Source organism: Jejuia sp. G7-7 (assembly GCF_055808955.1).
This window is the reverse complement of sequence record NZ_JBVVSZ010000001.1, coordinates 1341723-1367106: the sequence shown is the minus strand read 5'-3', so window position 1 is coordinate 1367106 and position 25384 is coordinate 1341723. Positions and strand designations below refer to the sequence as shown.

At 31.7% G+C, this 25384-nt stretch carries 21 protein-coding genes and 6 pseudogenes; 13 read left to right on the top strand and 14 right to left on the bottom strand.

What is annotated here, in order from left to right:
* Positions 1 to 73: 73 nt before the first annotated feature.
* Both AC0L5U_RS06760 and AC0L5U_RS06755 read right to left on the bottom strand, forming a co-directional pair.
* Complete coding sequence (locus AC0L5U_RS06760; protein WP_473416194.1) at positions 74 to 1159, bottom strand: lipoprotein N-acyltransferase Lnb domain-containing protein; 1086 nt, start codon at positions 1157 to 1159, stop codon at positions 74 to 76.
* Positions 1160 to 1235: 76 nt separating this feature from the next.
* The gene (locus AC0L5U_RS06755) at positions 1236 to 2309 is read right to left on the bottom strand and encodes a putative type IX sorting system protein PorV2 (RefSeq protein ID WP_473415415.1); all 1074 of its coding nucleotides are present in this window, start codon (positions 2307 to 2309) and stop codon (positions 1236 to 1238) included.
* Between the two features lie 199 nt (positions 2310 to 2508).
* Here AC0L5U_RS06755 and AC0L5U_RS06750 point away from each other — a divergent pair, with 199 nt between their 5' ends.
* Genes AC0L5U_RS06750 through AC0L5U_RS06740 form a run of 3 tightly spaced genes read left to right on the top strand, consistent with a single transcriptional unit; the run spans position 2509 to position 4418 of the window.
* Entirely contained in the window at positions 2509 to 3261 is a 753-nt protein-coding gene (locus AC0L5U_RS06750) for a CDP-alcohol phosphatidyltransferase family protein (RefSeq protein WP_473415413.1), read from the top strand.
* 5 nt (positions 3262 to 3266) lie between these two features.
* Positions 3267 to 4082 (top strand): TerC family protein, encoded by an 816-nt coding sequence (locus AC0L5U_RS06745; RefSeq protein WP_473415411.1) that lies wholly within the window; start codon positions 3267 to 3269, stop codon positions 4080 to 4082.
* Positions 4083 to 4094: 12 nt separating this feature from the next.
* Positions 4095 to 4418, top strand: coding sequence for an LURP-one-related family protein (locus tag AC0L5U_RS06740; protein ID WP_473415410.1), 324 nt, complete (start codon positions 4095 to 4097; stop codon positions 4416 to 4418).
* Positions 4419 to 5236: 818 nt separating this feature from the next.
* Here the strand turns inward: AC0L5U_RS06740 and lptB are convergent.
* The 3 pseudogenes from lptB to AC0L5U_RS06725 all read right to left on the bottom strand — a co-directional run bounded on the left by lptB (position 5237) and on the right by AC0L5U_RS06725 (position 7786).
* Positions 5237 to 5975, bottom strand: a pseudogene (gene lptB / locus AC0L5U_RS06735) (LPS export ABC transporter ATP-binding protein).
* A 71-nt stretch (positions 5976 to 6046) separates the two neighbouring features.
* Positions 6047 to 6870: pseudogene (gene tatC / locus AC0L5U_RS06730) on the bottom strand (twin-arginine translocase subunit TatC).
* A pseudogene (locus AC0L5U_RS06725) lies at positions 6870 to 7786 on the bottom strand (KpsF/GutQ family sugar-phosphate isomerase). The pseudogenes tatC and AC0L5U_RS06725 overlap by 1 nt, the downstream one beginning before the upstream one ends.
* A 250-nt stretch (positions 7787 to 8036) precedes the next feature.
* On the opposite strand from AC0L5U_RS06725, the gene AC0L5U_RS06720 reads away from it, so the two are divergent.
* Positions 8037 to 10238, top strand: a complete 2202-nt coding sequence (locus AC0L5U_RS06720; protein WP_473415409.1) for a RecQ family ATP-dependent DNA helicase — start codon at positions 8037 to 8039, stop codon at positions 10236 to 10238.
* A gap of 267 nt (positions 10239 to 10505) precedes the next feature.
* Here AC0L5U_RS06720 and AC0L5U_RS06715 read toward each other — a convergent pair whose 3' ends face one another.
* Both AC0L5U_RS06715 and AC0L5U_RS06710 read right to left on the bottom strand, forming a co-directional pair.
* Positions 10506 to 11057 (bottom strand): DinB family protein, encoded by a 552-nt coding sequence (locus tag AC0L5U_RS06715; protein ID WP_473415408.1) that lies wholly within the window; start codon positions 11055 to 11057, stop codon positions 10506 to 10508.
* 43 nt (positions 11058 to 11100) lie between these two features.
* Positions 11101 to 11529, bottom strand: coding sequence for a hypothetical protein (locus tag AC0L5U_RS06710; RefSeq protein WP_473415407.1), 429 nt, complete (start codon positions 11527 to 11529; stop codon positions 11101 to 11103).
* Positions 11530 to 11707: 178 nt separating this feature from the next.
* Here AC0L5U_RS06710 and AC0L5U_RS06705 point away from each other — a divergent pair, with 178 nt between their 5' ends.
* From AC0L5U_RS06705 to AC0L5U_RS06690, 4 genes are all read left to right on the top strand, one after another.
* On the top strand, positions 11708 to 12640 hold the full coding sequence (locus tag AC0L5U_RS06705; RefSeq protein WP_473415406.1) for a peptidylprolyl isomerase: 933 nt from the start codon (positions 11708 to 11710) through the stop codon (positions 12638 to 12640).
* Positions 12641 to 12775: 135 nt separating this feature from the next.
* Positions 12776 to 13198 (top strand): hypothetical protein, encoded by a 423-nt coding sequence (locus tag AC0L5U_RS06700; protein ID WP_473415403.1) that lies wholly within the window; start codon positions 12776 to 12778, stop codon positions 13196 to 13198.
* A gap of 217 nt (positions 13199 to 13415) precedes the next feature.
* Complete coding sequence (locus tag AC0L5U_RS06695; RefSeq protein ID WP_473415401.1) at positions 13416 to 13961, top strand: YfiT family bacillithiol transferase; 546 nt, start codon at positions 13416 to 13418, stop codon at positions 13959 to 13961.
* A 1-nt stretch (position 13962) separates the two neighbouring features.
* Positions 13963 to 14448: a GNAT family N-acetyltransferase gene (locus AC0L5U_RS06690; protein ID WP_473415398.1), complete on the top strand. Its 486-nt coding sequence runs from the start codon at positions 13963 to 13965 to the stop codon at positions 14446 to 14448.
* Here AC0L5U_RS06690 and AC0L5U_RS06685 read toward each other — a convergent pair.
* On the bottom strand, positions 14445 to 15002 hold the full coding sequence (locus AC0L5U_RS06685) for a thioredoxin family protein (protein WP_473415396.1): 558 nt from the start codon (positions 15000 to 15002) through the stop codon (positions 14445 to 14447). The two genes, AC0L5U_RS06690 and AC0L5U_RS06685, sit on opposite strands and share 4 nt — an antisense overlap.
* Before the next feature lie 45 nt (positions 15003 to 15047).
* On the opposite strand from AC0L5U_RS06685, the pseudogene AC0L5U_RS06680 reads away from it, so the two are divergent.
* A pseudogene (locus AC0L5U_RS06680) lies at positions 15048 to 15382 on the top strand (tRNA-binding protein).
* A gap of 67 nt (positions 15383 to 15449) precedes the next feature.
* On the opposite strand, the pseudogene AC0L5U_RS06675 reads toward AC0L5U_RS06680, so the two are convergent.
* A pseudogene (locus tag AC0L5U_RS06675) lies at positions 15450 to 15844 on the bottom strand (PUR family DNA/RNA-binding protein).
* Positions 15845 to 15990: 146 nt separating this feature from the next.
* Positions 15991 to 17616 (bottom strand): ABC transporter ATP-binding protein, encoded by a 1626-nt coding sequence (locus AC0L5U_RS06670; RefSeq protein WP_473416192.1) that lies wholly within the window; start codon positions 17614 to 17616, stop codon positions 15991 to 15993.
* A 339-nt stretch (positions 17617 to 17955) separates the two neighbouring features.
* Here AC0L5U_RS06670 and nusB point away from each other — a divergent pair, with 339 nt between their 5' ends.
* The 3 genes from nusB (at position 17956) to yajC (ending at position 19790) form a co-directional block, all read left to right on the top strand.
* Positions 17956 to 18900: a transcription antitermination factor NusB gene (gene nusB / locus AC0L5U_RS06665; RefSeq protein WP_473416189.1), complete on the top strand. Its 945-nt coding sequence runs from the start codon at positions 17956 to 17958 to the stop codon at positions 18898 to 18900.
* A gap of 228 nt (positions 18901 to 19128) precedes the next feature.
* On the top strand, positions 19129 to 19470 hold the full coding sequence (locus tag AC0L5U_RS06660) for a DUF1573 domain-containing protein (RefSeq protein WP_473415395.1): 342 nt from the start codon (positions 19129 to 19131) through the stop codon (positions 19468 to 19470).
* Between the two features lie 26 nt (positions 19471 to 19496).
* Entirely contained in the window at positions 19497 to 19790 is a 294-nt protein-coding gene (gene yajC / locus AC0L5U_RS06655) for a preprotein translocase subunit YajC (RefSeq protein ID WP_473415394.1), read from the top strand.
* 75 nt (positions 19791 to 19865) lie between these two features.
* Here yajC and AC0L5U_RS06650 read toward each other — a convergent pair whose 3' ends face one another.
* From AC0L5U_RS06650 to pepT, 3 genes are all read right to left on the bottom strand, one after another.
* Positions 19866 to 20438 carry a YdeI/OmpD-associated family protein gene (locus AC0L5U_RS06650; protein ID WP_473416188.1) on the bottom strand — a complete coding sequence of 191 codons (573 nt, stop codon included), beginning with the start codon at positions 20436 to 20438 and terminating at the stop codon, positions 19866 to 19868.
* Between the two features lie 78 nt (positions 20439 to 20516).
* Positions 20517 to 20723 (bottom strand): hypothetical protein, encoded by a 207-nt coding sequence (locus AC0L5U_RS06645; protein ID WP_473415393.1) that lies wholly within the window; start codon positions 20721 to 20723, stop codon positions 20517 to 20519.
* Between the two features lie 122 nt (positions 20724 to 20845).
* Complete coding sequence (gene pepT / locus AC0L5U_RS06640) at positions 20846 to 22093, bottom strand: peptidase T (protein ID WP_473415392.1); 1248 nt, start codon at positions 22091 to 22093, stop codon at positions 20846 to 20848.
* Between the two features lie 161 nt (positions 22094 to 22254).
* On the opposite strand from pepT, the pseudogene AC0L5U_RS06635 reads away from it, so the two are divergent.
* A pseudogene (locus tag AC0L5U_RS06635) lies at positions 22255 to 23288 on the top strand (quinone-dependent dihydroorotate dehydrogenase).
* 7 nt (positions 23289 to 23295) lie between these two features.
* On the opposite strand, the gene AC0L5U_RS06630 reads toward AC0L5U_RS06635, so the two are convergent.
* Positions 23296 to 25218 carry a T9SS type A sorting domain-containing protein gene (locus tag AC0L5U_RS06630; RefSeq protein WP_473415391.1) on the bottom strand — a complete coding sequence of 641 codons (1923 nt, stop codon included), beginning with the start codon at positions 25216 to 25218 and terminating at the stop codon, positions 23296 to 23298.
* Positions 25219 to 25384 lie beyond the last annotated feature (166 nt).

The following is a 25384-nucleotide window of genomic DNA, read 5'->3' as shown; positions in this document are numbered from 1 at the left end:
AATAAAATGTTGAAAATTTTAATATTTCAAGAATCCTCTTATTAATCTTTACGTAACTCTGTTAAATTCGTGTCTAAGATTTTTTTAAATGCTTTATCAAATACACGTATCTGATGAACAATGCAACAAGCAATGGAATTAAGCCAATTGCAAAAACCTGAACTCCAATAGTCCAATGGAGTGTTAACAAACATAGTAAAATAACCAAAAGTTTTAAATATTTAACAAACCAAGAGCTTACTTGATTTTTAAATAATTGAAAAACAACAATTAAATTAAGCGCATTAGCCCACAATAAATTATAGTTCTGATGTGTGCCTTTGTGATCTGTTGCAAACCAGAGCAGTAGAATAAAAACACCAACCAAACCAGTAATTATAAAGATGATTATGTCTAAGAGTTTAGTCTGCTTTTCAGATTTATAATCTTTATAAGTAATAAAGAGAATTAAAATTCCAATAAGACCAAAAATAAATATAGGGCTCAATAAAAAATTAGAAGTACTATATTGAGGTTTTGGTTTGAAAATATTCTGCTTTTCTTTTACCAAGGGTGTTTTATTAACTCCAAAAGTTGCATTATCAAAGAATTTATAAATATTCTTAGGCAAAAACATATGTTCCTCAGGTGTTGTTTTTCTGTCTATAACAGAACCAAGAGCTAAATCTATTCCAAAACTACCCCAAGAATTTCTATTTAAATTGTCTTGTATTAATGTTCTAAAAGAAACTTCTTTGTAATCCTCAGGAATCTTAAAATTAATAGTGTTATTCACAGAAATATTCGCAACATCTTTTATTTTGGTAGCACAATTATCAAAAAAGAAATCGTATAAATAGCGTCGGTTTTCAGGTTTATAATTATGTAGTAAGTAATCGTAGAGTTTCTGTTTTTGCTCCTGATTTAAATTTAAAACCTGTTCATCAATACGTCTATTGTAATATTCATAAATACGATAGAATCGACTAAATTCAGTTTTACTGATTAAATAATTGAGTTTACCTTGGCAAAATTTCAAATAAAAATTAGGTGCATCAAAGTCATACTCGCCATAACCATAAACAACATCTAAGCCATTTTTACTGTCTTTTATTCTGAAACCACTATGCCCGAATGAATCGTTTAAAGAGGTGCCAGGACCAACAGTTAAAACGCTTATTTGAGAACTTTCTGAAAGTTGTTGTGCGTTTAATGATAAGAAAATAAAAGAAAAAGTAAGAGTAATGATTGCTTCATTATCTAAAGATACTAAAATCGAGTTTTAACGAAAACACATTAGAATATAACGCCACACTTTGGTCGCCAATATCTGTAAACGCATAATCTATTTGTACGCCATTATATTTAAAACCTAAACCAAAACTGGGTTGAAAAGTCAATTGTTCAGAATTATCAATTTGTAATTCATTCTGAAAATTACCCATTCCAGCTCTTAAATACACCATATCAACATATCCAAACTCAAAACCTAAAGCAGGATTTACACTAGCAAAGGATGATGAGAAAATATCATTATTCTCTTCAAACCTGACGTTTAAATTAGCAGAAGCTAAAAGCGTATAATCGTAATGAAATGTCATTAACTTAGAAATACCAATTTGTAATTTTGGAATAGTAATTTCAGTAGTTTCAGGCAATTCTTGATTCTGTCCTTCAACAGCATCTTTAATAGTTGCAAATTCATCTTCATCTATAGCCCATGCATTAAAGGTAGTAGTAATGTCTCTTGCCATAATACCAAAATTCCAATCATTCCTAGTTTTATATTGAATTCCAGCATCAAATCCAAACCCCCAAGACGATGCAAAATCACCTATAACCCTTCTAATTACTTTCGCATTAGCTCCAAAACTCAAACCATCTTTTAAAGTAGATTTTCTAGCATAAGAGAATGTAATACCATAGTCGGCAGTAGAGAATAAGCTAATCCTATCATAATTGATGTTGCCTTGTTCATCAATAAGTTGTGTAGTGTTTAAAATGTCATCAACTGCAAATCGAATTAAAGAAATACCAACAGCACTTCTATCATCAAGAGGCATAGCAAAAGCAGCATAATCGTAGTTAGCAATATTTGCAAAGTAGCTGGAGTGCATTAAAGCTAGTTGGTTGTCTTCTATATTTACCAACCCAGCAGGGTTCCAATAGCCAGAATTCACGTCAGATGAATTTGAAGTAACCGCACTACTCATACCCAGAGCAGCAGCATCCACACCAATATTCATAAACTCATTAGAATATTTTCTAACGGTTTGACTAAATACGGACAGCGTTATCAAACTAAATAAAGCAGTTATGTATGGTTTCAATCGCAATTTTTTTACAAAGATGCACATTATACATTTTCTATCATAACATATCCTTTGGAAAACTATATTTTCATAGGTTATTTTTAAAATGCTCTTGCGCACAAAATGTTAACCTATAAACTACAAAATGTAATAGATATTGTTTAATACGTGCTGTAGACTAAAATTGTTTATTATTTTTACCAAAATAATTTTATATATGAAGCGATACATACCTAATGCACTTACACTTCTGAATTTATTGTGCGGAAGCATTGCTGTGATTTTTGCCGTTAACGATAATTTTATTGCAGCAGCTTTATTTGTGTTTTTAGGGATATTTTTCGATTTTTTTGATGGTTTTGCTGCCAGAAAATTGAATGTGCAAAGTGAATTAGGGGTTCAGTTAGATTCTTTGGCAGATATGGTAACGAGTGGTTTAGTGCCCGGGCTAGTGATGTATAAGTTGTTAGAACTTGCGGACGGAAAGGCTATTCAGCCAATTGAAAATTCTCAGGAATGGACAGAAACTATGCATTGGGTGGGAATGAAAATATCAATTTTGCCACTTTTAGGTTTGTCAATTACGCTAGCATCAGCATACAGATTAGCAAAATTCAATATTGATACAGAACAACAAAACTTTTTTAAAGGTTTGCCTACCCCAGCAAATACCTTACTAATTATCTCTTTACCATTAATTTTAAAATACCAGAACAATGATATTATTAACGCTATCATCATCAATAAATGGTTTTTAATAGCATTAACCATTTTTAGTTGCTGGATATTAAATTCAAATATTAAATTGTTCGCATTAAAGTTTAAAGATTATAGCTTTAAAGCAAATGCAACGCGATACATTTTTATAATTTTGTGTTTGGTTTCACTTATTGTATTGCATTTCGCCGCAATACCAATTATTATTTTACTTTATATACTCATGTCTGTTTTAGACAATCTTTCAAAATAAAAATTATGCTAGGAATTATTTTTACACTTTTAATGCTTGTGTTATTACAAGCTGTTTTAGGATTTGATAATCTATTATACATTTCATTAGAATCAAAAAAAGCGCCCTTAGCTGATCAAAAGCGGGTTAGAAAAGTTGGTATTCTTATTGCTATTGGCTTACGGATTGTATTACTTTTTGTGTTGGTATCTATTATTGATTTATTCCAAGAGCCATTTTCGTTTTTAACGGGAGAAATAGAGGATGTAACAAGTTTTGCGTTTAATGGGCATAGTATAATTGTTCTAGCAGGTGGCGGATTTATAATTTACACGGCTATTAAGGAGATTTGGCATATGATTTCTAAACACGATTTAAGTGATGCGGTAGGAGAGGATGGCAAAGGGACTAAGAGTTCAAACGCAGTAATAGCAAGTATTGTTTTGATGAATTTGGTGTTTTCGTTTGATTCTATTTTGGCAGCCATAGGATTGACTAGCGAAATTAAAAATTCTACTACAGCATTTATAGTTATGGCAATTGCCATAGTAATTAGCGGATTATTAATGTTGTTTTTAGCTGATAGAATTTCAGCATTTTTGGCAAAAAATAGAATGTATGAGGTTTTAGGTCTATTTATTCTTTTTATAGTTGGAATTATGTTAGTTACAGAAGGTGGGCATCTAGCACATTTAAAACTATTTGGAAACCCGATAGAATCTATGAGTAAAACAACATTTTATTTTGTAATTGCCATTTTAGTAATTACTGATATTGTTCAAGGACGCTACCAAAAGAAGTTATTGAAAGAGCAAGAAAATGAAATTGCTAATAAAAAATAAAATACTTTATAAATGAAGGATATTAAATTCCCAGTTAAGTTTACGTTTCATATTTCTACATTGTCTAACGATTTTACTGCGGTAGATTCGTTAGGAATTACATTAGCCTATGTAAGACAAAAAATGTTCAAACTTAAAGAAGACGTTTTAGTGTATGGAGATAAAAGTAAATCCTCGGTTGAGTATAGAATAAAAGCAGATAGGTGGATTGATTTTTCTGCAGCATACAGCATGAAAGATAAGAGTGGCGATGAGCTTGGTAAAATAGCACGAAAAGGATGGCGCTCTATTTGGAAGGCTGAATATGAGTTAATAGACCAAAACCAAAAGCTATAGTACCGTATAAGAGAAGATAATGCTTGGGTTAAGGTGTTAGATTCAATTTTGGGAGAAATCCCTATTTTGGGCTTCTTTACAGGTTATCTTTTTAATCCAAGTTATAGTGTTTTAGATTTACAAAATAAGCCCATTGTAAAGCTTAAAAAAGAACCTTCTTTTTTGGAAGAAAATTTGAATTGATAAAGTTGAATGAGATTGATACTGATGATGAACAACGTATTATTTTAGGTTTAATGATGATGGTACTTTTGGAGAGGAGGAAAGGTTAGATTTAAATAAATAAATTAATTGAATAGTAAGAAGTTGATTAAAACTATTTTAAATTTTGAAAAAAATATCACTTTTAATATTGACATTATTGTTGTCTGTTTCTTGTAAAAAAAACAAGGATGTTCAAATTAATTTTGAATGTAAAGATACAGATGCGTGTTTTGAGTACGAGGAAAACTTAAAACTTATTCATGATTATAATTTTTTATTAAAGAAAATTGATCATTATAAATTAATTGAAGCAGGAATTTTTTTGAAAAAATAACTACGATTAAGACTACAGCTGATATTCAAATTGATGGTTTACAGGCTCCAACCATAAAAGATTATGAAAATTGGTCTGCATGGTATTCTCAAAATTATAACTGTCTAATTAAGGGAAATAATAATATAATTGTATTAGAGGATTGCGCACTAGGTTTTTAGTTAACAGTTTACCGTCATCTTATTTTTTGCCTTACAGTAACTACTTATTCATTCCAGCCTACATAGGAATGACAGGTCTCTGATTTAGAAAAATATATGATTAAATAGATTTCAGACTTTTACTCCCGAATCTTCTTCTTACGTAACTCAAAATTTTGACCTAAATACACCTTACGAACCATTTCATCATTGGCTAATTCTTCAGGTTCTCCAGCTTTAAGAATACTACCTTCAAACATTAAATACGTTCTATCTGTAATGGCAAGCGTTTCTTGTACATTATGATCGGTAATAAGAATTCCAATATTTTTTTGTCAATTGTGCCACAATACGTTGAATATCTTCTACAGCAACAGGGTCAACACCTGCAAAAGGTTCATCTAATAAAATAAAATTAGGATCTGTAGCTAAAGCACGCGCAATTTCGGTACGTCGACGCTCTCCACCTGATAATAAATCGCCTCTACTTTTACGAATATGTCCAAGTCCGAATTCTTCAATTAAAGACTCCATCTTCATTTGCTGCTCTTTCTTACTTAATTTGGTAAGTTGTAGTACACTTAAAATATTATCTTCAATACTTAATTTACGAAATACAGAAGCTTCTTGTGCCAAATAACCAATACCGTTTTGCGCACGTTTGTACATTGGGTATTTTGTAATTTCGGTATTATCCAAAAATATATGACCGCCATTAGGTTTTATTAATCCAACAATCATGTAGAAAGATGTGGTTTTTCCAGCACCATTAGGACCTAAAAGCCCAACTATTTCTCCTTGATTTACCTCAAGAGATACATCTTTTACTACTTTTCGCCCGCTATAGGACTTCATCAAATTTTCAGCTCTTAAAATCATATTTGCAATAACGTAAAAAAATATTAATTATTGGGTTTTCAAATTACACCAAAAGAAATTCTTAGTTAAAATTATATCCGAACTTTCTCTTTTTTGCGTTGATTTCTTAGTACTAATTTAGAAATATAAATACTTACTTGGTATAAAATTAAAACAGGAATAGCCACAATAATTTGACTTGTAATATCTGGTGGCGTTATGATTGCTGAAAGTATCAAAACGATGACCAAAGCATATTTCCTGTATTTTTTAAGAACTCAGGTGTTACCAACCCTACTTTAGTTAAAAAGTAAATGATTATTGGTAATTCAAAAATTATCCCAGAGGCTAAAACTGAGGATCTAACCAGCCCTATATAGGAGCTGATATCTATTTGGTTATCAACCTTTAGGGATATGCTGTAATTTGCTAAAAAGTTAATGGAAAGCGGACAAATAATATAGTATCCAAATAAAACGCCAAGGAAAAACAATAAAGATGAAATTATAATAAAACCTCTAGAATGTTTTCTTTCATTGGCATGCATTGCTGGGCTTATAAATTTCCATAATTCATAAATCACGTATGGAAATGAAAGTATAAAACCTCCTAAAACTGCAGTCCAAATATCAGCAGAAAACTGCCCTGCCATGGTTCTGTTTTGCAGTATTAAAGGAATTTCCTCACCACAAAATGTAGTTTCAACATTTATAAAAGTGGCACATTTACAAAGTAAATCGTAGGTAGCAAAATTCATTTCTAACGGCGCAAAAATAATCTCGTCGAAAATAAACCGACTAGAGATGAATGCAACCGTACCAATGATAACAATAGCTAAAATAATCCTGATTAAATGCCACCGTAATTCTTCCAGATGATCTAAAAAAGACATCTCGTTTACATTTTTATTTGCCATTATATAATACCTTCTTTTACCAAATCATGCAAGTGAATAATCCCTGCATATTTGCCATTGTCTTCAACTAATAATTGAGTAATACCATTATCCTCCATAACTTCCTTAGCATCAACTGCCATAGCATCAGGAGAAATGCGTTTTGGATTTTTACTCATAATTTCTTTTGCAGTAAGTGATGAGAAATCATCAGTTTTACTCAGCATTCTACGTAAATCTCCATCGGTAATTACTCCTACAATAGCTTCGTTTTCCACTACTGCAGTAATTCCTAGGAGTTTTTCGGTAATTTCTACAATAACATCTTTAATACTAGCATTAATGTTTACTTGTGGTTTTTGATTTACTGAAGAGATATCATGAACTCTTAAATATAATTTCTTTCCTAAAGCACCACCTGGATGGTATTTAGCGAAATCTTTACTTGAAAACCCTCTTTTTTCTAACAAACAAATAGCTAAAGCATCTCCAATTACCAATTGCGCAGTAGTGCTTGTGGTAGGCGCTAAGTTATTAGGGCAGGCCTCTTTTTCAACATAAGCATTCAAAACATAATCAGCTTGCATACCTAAAAAGAATTTGTGTTGCCAGTAATAGCAATCATTTTATTTTTTGCCATTTTAATTAACGGCACTAATACTTTAATTTCGGGAGTATTTCCGCTTTTAGAAATACAAATTACAACATCATCTTCCAAAATTGATCCTAGATCTCCATGAATGGCATCAGCAGCATGCATAAAAATAGCTGGCGTTCCTGTAGAGTTTAAAGTAGCCACAATTTTACTCGCAATTATAGCACTTTTACCAATTCCGGTAATAATCACGCGTCCTTTGGAGTTGTATATCAATTCAATCGCATCAGCAAAATCTTCATCTACAAGTGTAGATAAATTTAAAATGGCTTTACTTTCCATTTCAATGGTCTGTCTTGCTGTATCTAAAATAGTTGCTTTACTATTCAAAACTTTTTTGGTTTTATAAAATTAGCGCAATCAAAGATTTTGTTATCTTTAATGTGAGTCAATTTAAAATTTTATTGTAAATTCAAATTTCGTTACAAAACTAACGAAAAAATGAATGGGGACTCTCCATATGCATTACTAAATTATCGAGGTTATTTAGCAATGTATATTTGTTAATTAGTTAATAAATTGTATAGATTTCATGGCAATCGTAAAAAGTGACTTGCACGATGCATTAAAGAAGTATTTCGGATTTAATAAATTTAAGGGATTACAAGAGCCTGTTATAGAAAGTTTACTAACAGGAAATCACACATTTGTGATAATGCCAACTGGTGGTGGTAAATCATTATGTTATCAATTACCAGCCTTAATGCAAGAGGGAACGGCTATAGTGGTGTCGCCTTTAATTGCTTTAATGAAAAATCAGGTAGATGCTATTCGAGGCATTTCAAATGAAGAAGGTGTAGCCCATGTTTTAAATTCATCATTAAATAAAACTGAAGTTAAACGTGTAAAGGAAGATATTACTAATGGTATTACAAAATTACTTTACGTTGCACCAGAATCATTAACCAAAGAAGAAAACGTAGAGTTTTTACGTTCTGTAAAAATCTCTTTTATGGCTGTAGATGAAGCGCATTGTATTAGTGAATGGGGACACGATTTTAGACCAGAATACAGAAACTTAAGACATATTATAGGTAGAATAGGCGATAATATTCCAATTATTGGATTGACCGCTACTGCTACACCAAAAGTACAAGAAGATATTATTAAGAATTTAGGAATATCTGGAGCTACAACCTTTAAAGCTTCTTTTAATAGACCTAACTTATATTACGAAGTACGCCCCAAAACCAAAAATGTAGATGTTGATATTATTCGATTTGTAAAACAGAATGAAGGAAAGTCAGGTATCGTTTACTGTTTAAGCAGAAAACGTGTTGAAGAACTGGCGCAAGTACTACAAGTTAATGGTGTTAAGGCGGTGCCTTACCATGCAGGATTAGATGCCAAAACAAGATCTAGCCATCAAGATATGTTTTTAATGGAAGATGTAGATGTAGTGGTGGCTACCATAGCTTTTGGAATGGGAATAGATAAACCCGATGTGCGTTTTGTAATTCATCATGATATTCCAAAAAGTATAGAAAGTTATTACCAAGAAACGGGTCGCGCTGGTCGTGATGGAGGAGAAGGTCATTGTTTAGCGTATTATGCATATAAGGATATTGAAAAGTTAGAAAAATTCATGTCTGGTAAACCTGTTGCAGAGCAAGAAATTGGACATGCCTTATTACAAGAAGTTGTAGCATTTGCTGAAACTTCTATATCTCGTAGAAAATTTATTTTGCATTATTTTGGCGAAGAATTTGATACCAAAACGGGAGAAGGTGGCGATATGGATGATAATATCCGTCATCCAAAAAAGCAAGTTGAAGCCAAAGATAGCGCTCAACTTTTATTAGAAATTGTACAAAGTACCAACGAAAAATATAAATCTAAAGATTTGGTAAGCGTTATTGTGGGTAAAGAAAACGCCATGATAAATTCCCATAAAACAAATGAGCAACCTTTCTTCGGCAAAGGAAAACATGAAGACGCTAAATATTGGATGGCATTATTGCGACAACTTTTAGTGGCGGGCTATTTAAAGAAAGATATTGAAACCTATGGTGTTATAAAATTAAGTCCAGAAGGGGAGACGTTCATCAAAACACCAAAGTCTTTTAAAATGACTGAAGACCATGTGTTTGACGATGCCAAAAGTGATGGTATCATTACCGCCGAAAAAGGTGGAGGAGGTGTTGCCGATGCCGCTTTAATGACCATGTTAAAAGATTTGCGAAAGAAAAGTGCAAAAAAATTGGGTGTACCACCCTTCGTTATTTTTCAAGATCCTTCTTTGGAGGATATGGCGCTTAAATACCCAATTACCGTTGCAGAGTTAAGCAATGTACACGGTGTGGGCGATGGAAAAGCCAAAAAATACGGAAAAGATTTTGTGGCTTTAATAGCCCAATATGTAGAAGATAATGATGTTACCAGACCAGACGATTTGGTGGTTAAATCCACAGGGAGTAATTCGGCAAATAAACTGTACATCATTCAAAATGTAGATAGAAAATTACCGCTGGACGATATCGCCTCTTCAAAGGGTATGTCCATGGACGATTTTATAAAAGAAATGGAAGTTATTGTCTATTCTGGCACAAAACTAAATATTAATTATTGGATAGATGAGATTCTAGACGAAGACCAACAAGAAGAAATTCACGATTATTTTATGGAGTCAGAGTCCGATAGTATCGACGATGCCATCGAAGAGTTTGATGGCGATTATGATGATGAGGAATTGCGACTCTACAGAATTAAATTCATTAGCGAAGTAGCAAATTAATAGTTTTATTCTTTGGGCGTTACCCCAAAAAAGGGGTCGGGCTTTCCGCTATATCTTTTTAAAGCGTCATAGCAAGGACGAAGGTCGTGGCTATCTCATAAATGTTAGTTCCGCATAGGCTTTATCGCTTTAATAGTTTTAAAAAGGATGCCGCTGCAATCCCTAACGCGGGCAAGTTTGTTGGCGATAGTACTTAACTTACAGTTGCTTTCTTATCCGTTAAATTCAGAGTTTATAAATTTTAGATTAGATTTCAATAGCGTTTAATTATTGATACAAAACATATCTAGGTGGCTTAAGTCCATTAAGTCGCATATAAACAAGCATCTGTCCTCTATGATGTGTGATGTGGTCAGCAAGCAACAATAAAACTTGTCGTTTTGTTCTATCCGCCCCAAAATAATCTAACCTTTCATCTAGTTTGTTTACATCAAACTTTGAGATAAATTCAATAGTTGTATCAAACGTTTTAACGATAGTCGTAATCATTTCTTTTTTTGATTTGTTATCAACTTTCAGTTCCGTGTCTGTGTTCCAGTCTCTAGCATCGCGTCCGCCCAAAAGTGATTGACTATGCCAATCCATTGCCCAAGCAATATGCATTAAATTTTCAGCAAAACTCATAGATTCTGGCGTAGCCTTAAAATCGTACTTTTCCTCTGGCATAGTTTCCGACACAAGAATTAAATATTTTTTTGAATTTTCTAATCGCTCTAAGTATTCTTTAATAAAAATGTGTTCTTGAGCAAAAAGAGGAACTACAAATGAAGAAGATAATAGTATTGAAATCAGAATTATGATGTGTTTTGTGTTTTTCATTTTTGAATTTTTTGAGATGAATGGCAACAGTTTCTTTATAAGTTTAGATAGGTTTTTGTTCAGTTATATATTCTGATTTGTATAATTCCAAAAACTTTGAAGTAAGAAGGCTAATTTCCTTTTTCTTTTTTAATTTAAAGTCAATATACATAATCAGAAATGGTAAAATGAAAAAAGGAATGGGTAAAAACCAATTTCCATAAGCTAATGAAATAATAGAGAAAACTATTCCAATTCCGATTGCAATTTTCACAGCGATATTAATTGGGAACTTAAAGTCAAAATCTAATTCAAATTTATTTTCACTATTTAAAATTCCGATTATTCTATGATTACCTCTAGAGTTGAATAAACCTTTTTTCCTATTTAATTCAATTCTATTCGGATTGATATTTCCATCATAAAATCCATTCTGAATTAATTTATTCAGAATACTAAATGATTTTTCGCTATTTGAAATGGTTTCTGTCATTCCTAAATTAAACACAACCTTTGATATAATTATATTTCATATAAGAATCAGGAAATAATAATTTTTTGAAGTCGTTACCCTGTAAAGATAATCCATTTTTCAAATCAATTAATTAACTCGCGCAAAACCATAATCATAAATCATTTCATATATTTGCACCTCAATAAAAACAAGCACAATGCAAGACGGATTATACGCAAAATTCAATACAACAAAAGGCGAAATAGTAGTCGCTTTAGAATACCAAAAAACACCAGGAACAGTAGGTCATTTTGTGGCTTTGGCTGAAGGTAATTTAGAAAATAAGATAAAACCTCAAGGAACGCCTTATTATGATGGCTTAAAATTCCACAGAGTAATTCCAGATTTTATGATTCAGGGTGGTTGTCCACAAGGTTCAGGGGCTGGAAATCCAGGATATCAGTTTGATGACGAGTTTCATCCAGATTTAAAACATGATGGTCCAGGTGTATTATCTATGGCAAATGCTGGCCCAGGAACAAACGGAAGTCAGTTTTTTATCACTCATACCGAAACTGCTTGGTTAGATGGAAAACATACTGTTTTTGGAAAAGTACAAACAGGACAAGAAGTTGTAGATGCCATTTCGCAAGGCGACAAAATTGACAGTATAGAAATTGTAAGAGAAGGAGCTGAGGCAGAAGCTTTTCAAGCTGTTGAAGCATTTAGAACTTTTGAAGGTTCAAGAGAAAAAAGATTAGCCGAAGAAAAAGCCAGAGTAGAGGCTGAATTAGATAAAGTTGCTTCTGGATTTGATAAAACGGAAAGCGGATTACGTTACCAAATTATCCAAAAAGGAGATGGTGTAAAAGCAGAAAAAGGAAAAACTGTTTCTGTACATTATAAAGGTCAATTAATTGATGGTACTGTATTCGATTCTTCATACAAAAGAAATCAACCTATTGATTTTCCATTAGGTGTTGGTCAAGTAATTCCGGGTTGGGATGAAGGCATTAGCTTGTTAAATGTTGGCGATAAAGCACGTTTAGTAATTCCAAGTCATTTAGGTTATGGAAGTGCAGGTGCAGGAGGCGTAATTCCACCTGACGCCAATTTAATTTTCGATGTAGAGTTGATGAATGTGAAATAAAATTATCAGCGTAATAAATTTAAAAAGCACTCATTTTTTTGAGTGCTTTTTTTTGCCCTAAAGTATCCTGACGTTTAATTAATTTGTTTGTCGATTATTTTGTTTTAATTAAATCCTTACTTGTAGTTTTGTTGTGTGACCAGCGTAAAACAATCCAACCTATACTCTGAAATACTAAAAGAACTTAATTATTCTTTTGGCGATGTGTTCATTTTTAATGGATTTGTAATTACTGAAATTAAACAAGGGATTAATGTAAGTTGGGAAAACCATGCAAAACTTATTACTGAAGATGTGTCCTGTTATCTTGGGACAGATGGTAGTGACATAGTCTACATTTCCAATCGCATAAACTCTTATGCAGTTATGGCAGCAGATTGGTTAAAGTTTTTTAAAAGTAATTATCTTTTAAAAGCATATTATATAGTTTCTAGCTCGCCGCAGAGTAAACTCAATCTCATGGTAGAAAATTTATTTTTTAAAAATAAAATAAAGAGTTTTGATACGCTTCACGCTGCAGTTAATTGGGCAAAAAAAGGAATGGTAGAAGTTGCTTAATCATAAAGAGTTCCTTGATGTTTTGCGTCATGGTTTCCAATGAAACTGTCATTCCCGTGAAAACGGGAATCCAAATACAAAATTTCGATTTTTAACTCTAAAAATTCAAAATAGAACTAGTTAAATGTTATCTCTTCTGTCTCGAAGATACTTTTAAAAGAAATTTTTATTTTACAAATAATACTTATTTTAGAGGTTCACTTCAAAATTTAAATTCGTGACTTCAGCAGAACTAGAACACCTTAAATATCCTATCGGGCAGTTTGAATGTCCTAATAACATTTCCAAAAGAGATATTGAAGATTGGATAACTACTTTAGAACAATTTCCTATTCGTTTTGAAGCGCTTGTAAAACATCTTACTAAAGAGCAATTAGATACACCTTATAGACCAGAAGGTTGGACCATTAGGCAAGTAGTTCATCATGTTTCGGATAGTCATCATCATAGTTACACACGTTTTAAATGGGCATTAACAGAAGATAAGCCTGTTATAAAAGCTTATAATGAAAAACTTTGGGCAGAATTGAGTGATAGTACATCGGCACCAATACAAATGTCCATAGAGCATTTAAAAGCAGTTCATTATAAATTAGTAAACCTATTAAAATCTTTATCTGATGAAGATTTAAAAAAGAGTTTTATCCACCCAGAAACCAATAGTGAAGTGTTGTTAAGTTATAATGTTGGTAATTATGCGTGGCATAGTAAACACCATTATGCTCATGTTGAAAATGTAATGAAACGTAAAGGTTGGCTTTAAAATGATTAGACCATTTCATAGTAGCGATACCCAGAAGTTACTTGATATTTACAACTATTACGTTTTAAATACAGTAATTACATTTGATATTGAGCCTTTAACCTTGGATACTTTTGAACAAAAATTAACAAGAATTAATAGTGATTTTCCTTGTTTGGTTTTTGAAGAAAATGGAGAAATATTGGGTTATGCTTATGGAAGTAAATGGCGCCCAAAACCCGCCTATAATAAAACTGTAGAAACTACGGTTTATGTTAAGAATGAATTTGGAGGAAGGCAAATTGGATCTAAACTGTATAAAAAACTCTTAGAAATATTAAAAAGTCAAAATTATCATATAGTATTAGGAGGGCTAACTTTGCCTAATGAAGCTAGTGTAAAATTACATGAAAAGTTTGGTTTCACACAGGTATCTCATTTTAAAGAAGTAGGTAGAAAATTTAATACTTGGCTAGATGTAGGTTTTTGGCAACTAAAACTTAATTAACCTTTCCACTTTATATTACATCCAATACTTGGTTTTTGTAATTCTGAATTTTCTTTGTTATTCAATAAACAATCTAAAGCATATCTTAAATCTTTTCCAGAAAGAGGAATACCATTTCCTGGTCTAGAAGCATCCAATTGGCCACGATATGTTAACTCCAATTTCTCATCAAAGGCATAAAAATCTGGTGTACAAGCAGCATCGTAAGACTTTGCAATTGCTTGGGTTGCATCATATAAATAGGGGAATGGATAGCCTTCAGATTTTGCGTGTTCTGTCATTTTATCAGGACTATCTTGAGGGTAATTTACAGCATCATTACTAGAAATAGCAATAAAAGAAATGCCTTTGGACAGATATTCTTTGGCCATAGCAACCAACTCAGAATTTACATGAATTACAAAAGGGCAATGATTACAAATAAACATAATAACTGTTCCTTTATCGCCTTTCAAATCATTCAAATTTAATTTGGAATTAGAAACCGTATCTAAAAGTGAAAAATTTGGTGCTTTTGTTCCTAACGGAAGCATATTTGAAGCAGTTCTTGCCATAATCTAAAGTTTTCTCAAAGTTCGGTAAAATTACTATTTTTAAAAATGAACGACACAATATCTTTTGAAGATTTTACTAAAGTAGACTTGAGAGTTGGAACAATAATTAAGGTAAATGATTTTCCTGAAGCAAGAAATCCAGCATACCAAATCACGATTGATTTTGGAGATTTAGGTATTAAAAAAACTTCTGCTCAAATAACAACACTTTACACAAAAGATGATTTATTGAACAGGCAAATTGTTGCAGTAGTAAATTTCCCAAAAAACAAATTGCCAAATTTATGAGTGAATGTTTGGTACTTGGTGCTGTTAATGATGAAGATGTAATACTTTTAAATCCAGAGTATAAAGTTAAAAACGGAACATCGGTTAGTTGATTTAAATGCATAAAAAAACCGCTATTTTAAAATAGCGGTTTAAATTTAAGTTCAAAAAACAGAACTATTAAATATCGTCAAAGTCTATATCTGTAAAGCTTTCAGTAGATTTAGTATCTTCTTCAGAAGAAGGAGCTTCTTCAGCAACAGGCGTGTCATATTCTTTTTTAAAGTCTTTTTGATGACGCTCACTAATTACTTCATCTCCTTTTTCAGCGATGATGTAATCGGTCATTTCTGCTAAAATTTCTTTAAACTCAGTAAAATCTTCTTTATAAATGTAGATTTTGTGCTTCTTGTAGTGGTAAGAACCATCATCGTTTGTGAATTTTTTACTCTCCGTTATCGTCAAGTAATAATCATCTGCTTTAGTAGCTCTTACATCAAAAAAATATGTCCGTCTTCCTGCTCTTAATACTTTAGAAAAATCTCCTCTTTCTCCATCATGCCGTTGTTAGCCATTGTACTTTCAGTTTAAAAAAATCATTGTTCACTTCAAAAATCTAAAAAAACCTAAACTTACCAACATTTTTTGAAGTTTCTTTTTAAAATATTGGTTTTTATTGCATTAAATGAAATATTTGGAATAGTACAAATGGCTATTTTATTTAAATTTTATTATCGTTTGTTTCACTCAACTGTTTTAAATATAAGTCTTTATAGTAACCGTCAGTATCAATAAGTGTGTTATGTGTTCCTTTTTGAACAATTTCCCCATTATCTAAAACAATTATTTTATCTGCGTTTTTAGCAGAGGACACCCGATGACTTACAATAATGGTAGTTTTTCCTTTTGAAATTTTAAACAGATTTTTCAATATTTTTTCTTCTGTTTCGGTATCAACAGCAGATAAACAATCATCAAACAACAAAATTTTAGGGGATTTTATAATAGCGCGAGCAATAGAGACACGTTGTTTTTGTCCGCCAGAAAGTGTGATACCACGTTCGCCTAAAACGGTATCATAACCTTTGTTGAATTTTATAATGTTTTTATGGACTTGTGCATTCTTTGCAGCAGTAATGACATCCTCTTCAGTAGCATCTTCTTTTCCAAATTTAATATTGTTCTTTATAGAGTCAGAAAACAGAAAAGCATCTTGAGGGACATAGCCAGTACTTTCTCTTAAATCTGTAAGGTTATGTTGCTTAATTTCTTTGTTATTTACTAAAATACTGCCTTCATCTACATCATAAAGTCTGCCTACTAAATCTAAAATGGTAGATTTTCCAGAACCTGTTTTTCCTAAAATAGCTAAAGTTTCTCCTTCTTCAATATTAAATGATACATTCTTTAAAGCTTGTATATTGGTATCATCATAAGTAAATGATACGTTTTTAAACGAAATATCTCCAGTAATTTCGGTGTGTTCTTCAACTTCATTTTTAATTTCTGGTTCAATTTTTAAAAACTCATTAATACGTTTTTGAGAGGCTTCAGCTTGTTGCACAATAGACGTAACCCAACCAACAGTAGCAACTGGCCATGTGAGCATATTTACGTAAATTATAAATTCAGCAATAGTACCTAAACTTTCTATTTCGCCATTAATATATTGCATGCCACCTATGTAAATTACCAGGAGGTTACTTGTGCCAATGAGTAAAATCATCATTGGAAAAAATAACGCTTGCACTTTTACTAGGTGTAATTGCTTTTCTTTACTAGTGGTTGAAAGGGCATCAAAATTAGCAGAGGTTTTAGGTTCAATGCCATATGCTTTAATTACAGAAATTCCACTAAAGGATTCTTGTGTAAATGTTGAAAGTTTTGATAAATATTCTTGAACTACAGTACTACGTTTATGAATTTCTTTACTTAGCTTATAAATAATAACCGATAAAATGGGCAACGGTACGATAGTGTAAAGTGTTAGTGTTGGTGCTTGGTTAAACATATAAATTAGCGCAATTACAAATAGCGTAATTGTATTAATACTATACATTATGGCGGGCCCTGCGTACATACGAACGCGACCAACATCTTCACTAATACGATTCATTAAATCTCCAGTTCTATTCTTCTTATAAAAATTTAGAGATAGTTTTTGGTATTGCGCATATATCTCATTTTTTAAATCGTATTCAATATATCTAGATACGTTGATGATTGTTTGACGCATCAGAAAAGTAAAGACACCTGCAATTACTGCAGCACCTATGATGTAAAGTATAGCTTCTAATAATTCAGACCTAATTGCAGATTCACTTAAACCTGCTTTATTTTCGATGATTTCGAAAATTCTTCTGATATAACGAGGCGTAAAGAGTAAAAAATCCTAGCAACAATAGTAATTACAACCCCAATCAAAAGATGGGTTTTATATTTTAGGAAGTATTTGTTGAGATGCTTGAGTTCTTTCACTTAAACTTAGAAAAAATGAATAGCAAATATACATCAATAAAAATACAATTGGGTTACTGTTGTTATAGTGAATTGTTAAATAATACCTAAAGAAAATTTACGATAACAAAACATCAATTTACAATTGAATTTGTTAAAATAGTATTATTTTTGCCAGCGTAAAAAGTAAAAAACAAATAGTGCGTTTTAACTTAAGTTCTTTGTAATGATGCTAAACAGAAGACATATTCGTGTAAAAGTAATGCAAACCATTTATGCTTTTAATGGAAGTGAGAGTGATGATTTAACAAAAGATCAAAAATTCTTGCTGTTTAGTATTGAAAACATGCACAATTTGTACTTGCTTCTGATGTCTTTATTGGTTGAAGTAAAGCAAAGAGCAGCACAAGATTTACAAAAAAAACAACAAAAGCATTTAGCAACTTCCGAAGATAAAAATCCTAATAGAAAGTTTGTAAACAATCAAATTTTTCAATTGTTAGCCGATAACGAAACTCTTAAATCTGCTTTAGAACAAAACAAAGCAATTAATTGGGATTTAGATAGTGAATATGTAGACATAATCTTTAAAGCAATCATTAATAGTGATTTATATAAAGACTATATGCAAACCAGAACATCTGATTTTAGAGAAGATAAAGACTTTTTTATCGATATTTTTAAAGAGGTAATTGCGCCAAATGAAAAGCTTTACGAATATATTGAAGATAATAATTTAACTTGGCTAGATGACCTTCCAACAGTAAATACTACTATTTTAAAATTACTTAGAAAAGTGAAACAAAATAGTCCCGAATCTCATTTTACACCAAAACTATATAAAGATGTTGAGGACAAACAATTTGCAATAGATTTATTTAAGAAAACCATTTTAAATAGTACATCTCTTAATAAAGAAATTGAGCTAAAAACCCAAAACTGGGATGCAGATAGAATTGCCAACATAGATTATGTATTGCTGCAGATGGGGATTTGCGAATTAAATCATTTTTCTTCTATTCCTGTTAAGGTTACTATTAATGAGTATTTAGAAATTGCTAAAGAATATTCTACACCAAAAAGCAGCATATTTATTAATGGTATTTTAGATAAGCTGGTTAAAGAATATACTAAAGATGGTAAGCTAAATAAAGTTGGTAGAGGGTTGATGTAGGTTGAAAATTGTTATAGAATTCTCAAAAAGTTTTTTAACCGTTAAATTATTGCTATTTTTACGCACCAAATCATAAAAACAATCAATTATGAAAAAAATAATTTTAGGAATAAGCACACTATGCTTAGTAGCCTTTACAAGTTGTAAAGAAGACGCAACAAAAAAATTAGTGAAGCTAATGTAGTTGAAGCTGCAGCTAGAGATGCAGTAGCCTCTAAGTTTCCAGTTTTGACGTTTGATAAGAAAGAACACGATTTTGGCGAAATAGAAGCTAAAACCGCTGTTGAAACTGTGTTTAAATATAAAAATACAGGAGAAGGACCATTAGTAATTACAAATATAAAAAGCTCTTGTGGTTGTACTGTACCTAAAGATTGGAGCAGAGAGCCTTTAGCTCCAGGAGGAGAGGGACAATTCTCTGTAAAGTTTAATGGTAGTGGTAGTAATAAAGTATCAAAAACTATTACAGTTACAGCTAATACAGAAAAAGGAACAGAGACTGTGAAAATCACGGCATTTGTTAAACCTGATCCAAACAAAGCTAAACCAGCTGTTAAACCAGCGGCATAAAAGCTAAATAAACAAATAAATAGATAATGGGAGAATTTTTTGCAGGACAAGGTGGACTTTTAATTTTAATGATGGTAATATTTTACTTCTTCATTATTAGGCCACAAATGCAACGCGCTAAGAAAGAAAAGAAATTTGCAGCTGAATTAAAACGAGGTGATAAAGTAATCACTAAAAGCGGTTTACATGGTAAAGTAGCAGAGTTAAATGAAAAAGATAACTCTTGTGTTATTGAAACTTTAGCAGGTAAGCTTAAGTTTGATCGTTCTGCGATTTCTATGGAAGCTAGTGCTAAGCTTAATGCTCCAGCCAAAAAATAAACTTCTTTGAATACATAATAATTAAGGCTTTCCTGTTGGAAAGCCTTTTTTTGTCAAAATTTTTAGATTTAAAATTCAGCAGTTTTTGTATTTATCATGTAAACCAGCACCTATCAAAATCATTGGTTTTATTTTTTCCAAACGAGTTTGTTTTGTAGTTGCTCGTTTTGCAGAAGCAATGTGATCACAATATTCGCGCTGTTTGCCCGGAGTGAGTTGATTGAAAGCGTTGTTTAATTCAGAATTAGAATACAATGCTGCTTGAAGTTCTTCAGGAATAACAATATCCTTTTTAGTGGTTCTTTTGGGTTTTATTTCTTTACCTAATTTTTGATTTTCAATAGCTTCTTTAACATAGGCTAACACAATACTTTTATTAATATCATCTATATTTTCAAAACGCATTTGACGCATTGCTTTGGTTTTTCCTTCTTGTGCATTTTTAAGCAGGTTTTGCTCATCTTTTAAAAACACACCATTGAAAAACCAAATACAAAAATGATTTTTAAAAGCACCTAAACTTAATACATTCTTGTTATTTATGGCATACACAGGAAAACTCCATTTTACAGTTTCTTCAAGTTCTGTTGAAAGTATAATAGCGCGTAATACCTTTAATGCATCACTATAATTGGCGTTTTCTTCGATATACTCTTCTACGGAGTGGACTTTTTCATTTAGAAGTTGGATTAATTTGAAGTTAGAGTTTTCAAAATTTAAAATAAATTACCTTTTAAAAAGATAAATTAATACAACCGTTATGCCTCCACTAAAAAACAATGCTCCTGTCCAATAATACATTTTTGTTCCCCAATGTTTCCAGAATACTTTGCCATATTCTTTTTCAGCATAACTTTTAGTCATTTTCCAATATAGAAAAGTAATCATTACAAAAAGAGCTATTGCTAATGCTATTTTCCATGTGTTTTCCATATGTAACTATTTAGGTAGAATTCCTGTAAATGTGATTATTACATAAACTAATTTAATGAAAAATTACTATAAAGTCAAATTTCAAAAATAATTAGCAAAATTGAAAGCTAAAAAAGAATATGTTATGTGCTTTGAGCTTTTAAAGCCGTCAACTCCGTAATCTTACAAATTACTTCGGTAGCCTTTATCATGCTCTCAACAGGTACATATTCGTAGCGCCCATGAAAGTTATGACCGCCAGCAAAAATATTAGGGCATGGTAAGCCCATATAGCTTAATTGAGAACCATCGGTACCACCACGAATGGCTTTAATTAGCGGGGCTATATCCAATTGTTTCATGGCTTCTTCGGCAATATCAACAATATGCATTACTGGCACAATTTTTTCGCGCATGTTGTAATATTGGTCTTTTATTTCGGTAACAATAACCTCTCTTCCGTATTGCGAATTGAGCTCGTTGGTTAATTTTTGCATCACTTCTTTTCGCGCTTCAAAATGCTCTTTATCATGGTCGCGGATAATATATTCAAGTGTAGTTTCTTCAACGTCTCCTTTTATATTGTGTAAATGGAAAAAACCTTGATAATCAGAGGTATGCTCTGGAGTTTCAATTCTTGGAAGTGAGTTGATAAATTCCGTAGCTATATACATGGAGTTAACCATTTTCCCTTTTGCATAGCCTGGATGTACAATTTTTCCTTTTACTTTTACTACGGCACCTGCAGCATTAAAATTTTCGTATTCTAATTCGCCAATTTGACTTCCATCCATAGTGTAAGCCCAATCTGCTCCAAATTTTTCAACATCAAATTTGTGAGCACCTCTGCCTATTTCTTCATCAGGTGTAAACCCAACACGAATTTTTCCATGTTTAATTTCCGGGTGATTTATTAAATATTCCATTGCAGAAACAATTTCACAAATACCTGCTTTATCATCTGCTCCTAAAAGGGTAGTGCCGTCTGTAGTAATAAGTGTTTGACCTATGTACAGTTTTAAATCTTCGAAATAATCAGGCGATAATATGATGTTTTCTTCTTTATTTAAAACAATATCTCCACCATGATAATTCTCGATAATTTGCGGTTTTACATTGGAACCAGTAAAATCTGGAGACGTGTCAAAATGTGAAATAAAACCAATTGTAGGCACCTTATGATCAACATTGCTTGGTAAGGTTGCCATGATGTATGCATTTGCATCTATGGTAACATCATTTAAGCCAATTGTTTTTAATTCATCGGCAAGTTTATTCGCCAAGTCCCATTGTTTTTTTGTGCTTGGAGTAGTATCTGAAGTGGGATCAGATTCAGTATCAATAGTTACATAGCTTATAAATCGTTTTATGATATGTTCTTTTGAAATCATCTTAAATTATTGGTTTTTAGAGAACAATTATAATGGAATTTTTAAAACCCATTATTTGCTCTAATTTACAATTATTAATCGAAAAAGAAGAAGAATAGTAGAAACGAAACTTCATTTTTTATTTACAACTTTTCAACCTATTTTTGCATGAAATTATATTGATGTATAAATCGCTACTTCGCCCACTATTTTTTCTTTTGATCCTGAAAAAATTCATCATTTTACATTTTCATTAATTAAAATCACATCCAAGATACCAGGATTACCTGCTGTATTTAGAAGTTTGTATAGTGTTGAAGACAAACGTTTAGAACGTGAAGTTTTCGGACTTAAATTTAAAAACCCTGTTGGTTTAGCAGCTGGATTTGATAAAAATGCGGTATTGTATAATGAATTGGCAAATTTTGGTTTCGGTTTTATTGAAATAGGAACGGTTACCCCTAAAGGACAAGTGGGGAATCCGAAGAAAAGATTATTCAGACTTAAAGATGATAAAGGAATCATCAACCGAATGGGTTTTAATAATGAAGGCTTAGAGGCTGCAATTAGTCAACTTAAAAAGAATAAAGGGAAACTGATTATTGGTGGTAATATTGGAAAAAATACTGCTACCAAACCTGAAGATTATACCAAAGATTATTTAGAGTGTTTTAATGCGTTACATCCTTATGTGGATTATTTTGTTTTGAATGTGAGCTGCCCGAATGTGGGAAGTCATGCTAAATTGAATGATAAGGATTATTTGGAAGAATTAATAGGAGCGGTTCAAAAAGCAAATAATACATTTGAAAATCAAAAACCAATAGTTTTAAAAATTGCTCCAGATTTAAACGATGGGCAATTAGATGAAATTATTGAACTTGTAAAAACTACAAATCTTGATGGTGTTATTGCGAGTAATACATCTACTGATAGAACTGGTTTAAAAGCTTCAAAAGAAAAACTTGAGGCCATTGGAAACGGAGGCTTAAGTGGTCAGCCAATTAAAGAGAAAAGTACTAAGGTTATAAAATATCTTTCAGAAAAAAGTAATAAGTCATTCCCGATAATTGGAGTAGGAGGTATTCATTCTGCTGAAGATGCTTTAGAAAAACTAAATGCTGGCGCAGATTTAATTCAGATTTATACTGGATTTATTTACGAAGGCCCAAGCCTTATAAAACGTATAAATAAACTAATTTTGAAGAGCAGTTAGAAATTAATTACTTGATAATTTTTTTCATGATTGTTGACTTTCCATCTGAGATAGTCAATAAATAAGTTCCAGAAGATAAACTACTTACGTTAATAGGTTGATTAGAAATAGTACCTCTTAAGAATTCCTGTCCCATTAAATTTGCAACTATGTATGTAGAAATATTTTTAGGATCTTGATTCTTAATATAAATGATGTTGTTTTTAACTGGGTTAGGGTATACGGTATACAGATCATCAGTAATTGGAGTATATATAGTGTTTACTGAAATATTGTCTATGGCAATATCTCCATCCCATCCGTTGCCTCTAATTGCTCTAAAACGTATCTTTACATTTTGCCCAGTATAAGGTGATAAATTTACAGCTTTAGTTGAGAAATCATCATCTTGATTTTGTTGTTGACTGCCAACTAAAGCTGGAATAATATCATTGATATAACCGTCTTCAGTTTTTAAATCAATATGAAGTTCACCAATATGTGCGCCAAACATATGGTATGCAAACTCAATTTCACTATTTTCATACTCAACATAAAAACAAGGAGAAATAAATTCAGCTACAGCACCTTCTTCAACTCCAGAAGCTTCGGCAAATATATAAGTGTTTGCAGCACTACTCGTTTTTTGTTTTGGTCCTGTACCTTTAGAATGAATTACACCGGTACTAGCAAGCCAATTATAACCCTTTCCAGAAGTGTCAATTGCAGACCAACCATGTTTTCCCGTCATTTTAAAATCTTCAAAATCTTCAAATAAAGGTTCAATTTCACTTCCTACTTTTATATAATTTATGTATTGTCTTGTAATACTTTTAGATTCGTTTGTAACAGTCAAAATAACATCATAAATACCTGTTTCATAAGTATGAGTTGGGTTTTGAGTGGTGTAATCAACAACGCCATCTGCATCAATATCCCATGCCCAATCCGTAGCATTTTCACTAAGGCTTTCAAAATTAACAGTTAAAGAAGTTTCACATGTTTCAGATTCATTTACAGCAATGGTTGCATTAAAAGAAGGACATGCTAAATAATTTTTTATCGCCATATAGTAGGCATACATACGTGCAGATTGTTCGTTAGAAAAAGTTGTTCTACAATTTTTTCTTGAGTAGGACATGATGTTGTTGGTGTCTGGCATAAAAACATCGCCATTAGCATCTGTTTTAGTTCCAGTATAATTACAAGAACTGTCAACATTTGTAGTAGTTAATCTAGGGTCAGCAGGCGTATCACAAATACCATCGCCATCTGTATCACAATTACTACCGTTAACTAACTCGGTAGTTAAAGTGTCATTTGATGGCCCATGAGTATGTAATAATGAGAAAAAATGACCCATTTCATGAGCTAGGGATGATCCATTTACTGCACAATCAGTTTTCATAACAACTACGTCGTTTCTTCCTGTATTATCGCTATAGCCGCAAATTGCATCTTCTGAAGCATTTGTAAGATGATCAACAAAATAGATGTTAATAACACCTGGAACATAGTTTGTTTCCTTTAAAGCATCTTCATCTCCACTTTTAAAATTTGAAAATGTATCACTATCAATATAATCAATACCATCACATAGAAAGAATTCTAAGTAAGCATTTTCAAAAGATAGATTAAGATTATTTATAGCATGATTTAAACTGCCAGTACTTAAACCACCAGAACCATTAGAATTTCTAATAATGTGTGCTTTAATAGGTACAGCATTAATAACATCAGAAGGAATAGGACCTTTTTTTAATTTGAAATTAGAAAATTCCTGTTGGTATTTTTTTAGTTGCGGTTTAATGCTATTATAAAATGCTAGTGATTGCGTAGATGTTGTATGCCCACAATTAACATGAGTTTCATTTTGCGAAATAGCAAAATGCGTCATTGCAAAAAACAGCAATGATACGAGGAAGTTAACTTTGTAGGTAAAAATATTCATTTGGGGTTGAATTATTTCGAAAACAAATGTATATGGAAATGAATTTGAGCGATAATAAAGACGATATACGGCTAATATTTTCGTTTATTTAACAAATAGGAGGCATAACTGCCTTATAATTATGAAATTGAAACTAATTTCGACTTGTAATTAATAATTATTAAAA

What these genes read in the sequence shown, in the direction of transcription:
- AC0L5U_RS06720 (WP_473415409.1), top strand. Translation starts at nt 8,037, where the DNA reads ATGGCAATCGTAAAAAGTGACTTGCACGATGCATTAAAGAAGTATTTC.
- AC0L5U_RS06645 (WP_473415393.1), bottom strand. Translation starts at nt 20,723, where the DNA reads ATGGAAAACACATGGAAAATAGCATTAGCAATAGCTCTTTTTGTAATG.
- AC0L5U_RS06705 (WP_473415406.1), top strand. Translation starts at nt 11,708, where the DNA reads ATGCAAGACGGATTATACGCAAAATTCAATACAACAAAAGGCGAAATA.
- AC0L5U_RS06710 (WP_473415407.1), bottom strand. Translation starts at nt 11,529, where the DNA reads ATGACAGAAACCATTTCAAATAGCGAAAAATCATTTAGTATTCTGAAT.
- AC0L5U_RS06750 (WP_473415413.1), top strand. Translation starts at nt 2,509, where the DNA reads ATGAAGCGATACATACCTAATGCACTTACACTTCTGAATTTATTGTGC.
- pepT (WP_473415392.1), bottom strand. Translation starts at nt 22,093, where the DNA reads ATGATTTCAAAAGAACATATCATAAAACGATTTATAAGCTATGTAACT.
- AC0L5U_RS06740 (WP_473415410.1), top strand. Translation starts at nt 4,095, where the DNA reads ATGAAGGATATTAAATTCCCAGTTAAGTTTACGTTTCATATTTCTACA.
- AC0L5U_RS06685 (WP_473415396.1), bottom strand. Translation starts at nt 15,002, where the DNA reads ATGGCAAGAACTGCTTCAAATATGCTTCCGTTAGGAACAAAAGCACCA.
- AC0L5U_RS06745 (WP_473415411.1), top strand. Translation starts at nt 3,267, where the DNA reads ATGCTAGGAATTATTTTTACACTTTTAATGCTTGTGTTATTACAAGCT.
- nusB (WP_473416189.1), top strand. Translation starts at nt 17,956, where the DNA reads ATGCTAAACAGAAGACATATTCGTGTAAAAGTAATGCAAACCATTTAT.
- AC0L5U_RS06630 (WP_473415391.1), bottom strand. Translation starts at nt 25,218, where the DNA reads ATGAATATTTTTACCTACAAAGTTAACTTCCTCGTATCATTGCTGTTT.
- AC0L5U_RS06690 (WP_473415398.1), top strand. Translation starts at nt 13,963, where the DNA reads ATGATTAGACCATTTCATAGTAGCGATACCCAGAAGTTACTTGATATT.
- AC0L5U_RS06715 (WP_473415408.1), bottom strand. Translation starts at nt 11,057, where the DNA reads ATGAAAAACACAAAACACATCATAATTCTGATTTCAATACTATTATCT.
- yajC (WP_473415394.1), top strand. Translation starts at nt 19,497, where the DNA reads ATGGGAGAATTTTTTGCAGGACAAGGTGGACTTTTAATTTTAATGATG.